Genomic DNA, 2,791 nt, shown 5'->3' on the forward strand with positions numbered 1-2,791 from the left:
CAGCATCAAGGCGCGGGCGACCGCACGCGTGCCTTCGTCGGCGACGATGGCCGCCAGCGTGCTGCCGGTCAGCGCCGAGATCGGGTTGAAGGAGAGATTGCCCCAGAGCTTCACCCAGATCTCAGAGCGGATGTCCTCGCGCACCGGGGCCTGCAGCCCGGCCTTGACCATTTCGCGCGCCAAGGCGGTGGCCCGCTCGCTCTTCTCGCCCGACGGCTCGCCCAGCGAGAAGCGCGTGCCCTCGACATGGCGGATCAGGCCGGGCGCGTCGACCTCGACGGCCGGATAGACGACGGAGCCGATGACGCGCTCGGGCCTGATGCGCTGCCAGATCTCGCCACCGGGATCGACAGCGCCGAGCCGCGTGCCCTCCAGCGCGCCGCCCGCCTTGTGGAAATACCACCAGGGGACGCCGTTCTGCATGGTGACGACGGCGGTGCCCTTGCCCAGCAACGGTGCTATCCGGTCAAGGGCCGGCGCCAGCGAATGCGCCTTCAGCGCCAGCACGACATAATCCTGCACGCCGAGTTCCTCGGCGCGCGCAGCCGCGTTCACCCGCGCCACGGTTTCCTTTCCATCCTCGATCAGGCGAAGGCCACCGGCCTTGATCGCGTCCAGATGCGCGCCGCGCGCCACGATCGACAGATCGACCGAGCCGGCGATCGCGAGCTTCGCGGCAAGATAGCCGCCGATGGCGCCGGCGCCAAAGACCGTGATGCGCATCAGCCGAGCCCGAGCTTTGCCGCGAGGCCGATGCGCTGCAATTTGCCGGTGGCGCCCTTCGGAATCTCGTCGAGGATCACCACCTTGCGCGGCACCTTGAAATCGGCGAGCCGGGTGGCGGCGAAACCACGGATGTCGGCCTCGCTGGCGCTCTGGCCCTCGCGCAGCACTACAGCGGACGCCACCTCTTCACCGAGCTTGTCATGCGGCATAGCGAAGGTGACGACCTGCGCCACCGCCGGATGGTCCATCAGCACGTCGTCGACCTCGAGCGGCGAGATCTTCTCGCCGCCGCGATTGATGATCTCCTTCAGCCGGCCGGTGACGCGCAGGTAGTTGTCCTCGTCGAGCACGCCCTGGTCGCCGGTGTGGAACCAGCCATGGGCGAAGGCGCTGGCATTGGCGTCCGGGTTCTTCTCATAGCCGGCGGTGACGTTCGGGCCGCGAATGACGATCTCGCCGATCTCGCCGGCTTTGAGCAATCGCCCATCCGGCGCCATGACGGCGACTTCAGGCCCGGCGGACGCACCGACGCTGCCGGGCTTGCGCAGGCCGGGCGGCAAGCGGTTGGACGCCATCTGATGCGCGGCCTCGGTCATGCCGTAGGATTCGATCACTGGGCAGCCGAAGGTCGCTTCGAGTTCGGCCATCACTTGCGCCGGAAGCGAAGCCGAAGAAGAGCGGATGAAGCGCAGCTTCGCTTCGGCAAGCTGCTCGGGATTGCGGGCGGCGCGCGGCAGGATCGCCTGATGCATGGTGGGTACCGCCGTGTACCAGCTTGGCCTCGCTTCGCTGAGCCACTGGAAGAAGCGCAGCGCGTTGAAACCCGGCGTGCAGAAGACACTGCCGCCGGCGGCGAGCGAGGAAAGCACCGCGGCGATCAGGCCATGGATGTGAAACAGCGGCATGATGTTGAGGCAGCGGTCGGCCGGCGTCAGGCCGAGCGTGGCGCCGATATGCGCGGCCGACGCCGCAAGGTTGGCGTGGCTGAGCGGCACGAGTTTCGGGCGCGAGGTGGTGCCGGAGGTGTGGAGCAGAAGCGCAACGTCGCCGTCCTCGGCCGATCCTGAGGAAACCGGTGGCCCGACCGGAGCGCCCTCGATCGTGAAGATACCGGCGGGCGAGCCTTCAGGCACGACCAAACGCAGCACCGGGGTGCCGAGGCGCGCGGCGACCTCGACCGAGGGGCCTGCCTCATCCTTGCCGACGAGGATCGCCTTGACGCCGATGTCGGTCAGGTAGAAATCGAGCTCGTCGGCCCGGTAGGCCGGATTGAGCGGCGCGGTGGACGCGGCCGCCGCCACAGCGATGAAGGCCGTCGCCATTTCCGGGCCGTTCGGCAGCACGATGGCGACGCGGTCGCCACGGCCGATGCCCAGCGCGTTGAGCCGCGCCACCGTATCGCGGATCAGCTTGCGCAATCCGCCATGCGAGAGGGCCGTCCGTTCGGGCGCGGCGATGGCCGGCGCGTCATCGGCGCCGGAGGCAAGACGATGGGCGAGATCGGTGGCGTTTTCGCTGTTTGTCATGGTTCCAGACTATGTTTCGAACGATCGGCCGATGTCCAGCGCTGCTCAAAATCCGAGCGCCAAGCCGTCCTTGCGCGGATCGGACGCGCCGGTCAGCGTGCCCTTCTCCCAATCGATCAGCACCGCCTGTCCGCCGCCCAGCGGGTGGTCGGGCTCGACAACACGATGACCTCGCCGGCGCAGGCCTTCGACGGCATCGGAATGCACGCTGCGCTCGGCCTCGACGACGTCGTGGTTGTAGAAGACGCGGGCCGCGTCGATCGCCTGCTGCGGGTCCATGCCGAAGTCGATCATGTTGGTCACGAGATGCACATGGCCGAAAGGCTGGTAGCCGCCGCCCATGACGCCGAACGGCATCATAGCGCGGCCGTTCCTCGTCATCATACCCGGCATGATCGTGTGCATCGGCCGCTTGCCTGGCGCTATCGCGTTTGGGTGCTTCGGATCGAGGCGGAAGCTGGAACCACGGTTCTGCAACACGACGCCGGTCTTCGGGCCGACGACGCCGCTGCCGAAGGAATAATAGGTCGAGTTGATGA

At 67.7% G+C, this 2,791-nt stretch carries 3 protein-coding genes; all 3 read right to left on the reverse strand.

The features are described 5' to 3' along the window. The coding region (locus EOA27_RS30620; RefSeq protein ID WP_145970634.1) for a 2-dehydropantoate 2-reductase at positions 1 to 723 on the reverse strand (723 nt) is incomplete at its 3' end. Next, entirely contained in the window at positions 723 to 2,252 is a 1,530-nt protein-coding gene (locus EOA27_RS30625) for an acyl--CoA ligase (protein WP_126078628.1), read from the reverse strand. The genes EOA27_RS30620 and EOA27_RS30625, both read right to left, overlap by 1 nt. 45 nt (positions 2,253 to 2,297) lie before the next feature. Continuing rightward, the coding region (locus tag EOA27_RS30630; protein WP_189562157.1) for a gamma-glutamyltransferase at positions 2,298 to 2,791 on the reverse strand (494 nt) is incomplete at its 5' end.

Origin of the sequence: Mesorhizobium sp. M2A.F.Ca.ET.037.01.1.1 (assembly GCF_003998075.1) — a bacterium.
Taxonomy (GTDB): Bacteria; Pseudomonadota; Alphaproteobacteria; order Rhizobiales; family Rhizobiaceae; genus Mesorhizobium.

Excerpts from the sequence above, each read along its gene's own strand:
- EOA27_RS30625 (WP_126078628.1), bottom strand. The coding sequence starts at position 2,252 with ATGACAAACAGCGAAAACGCCACCGATCTCGCCCATCGTCTTGCCTCC.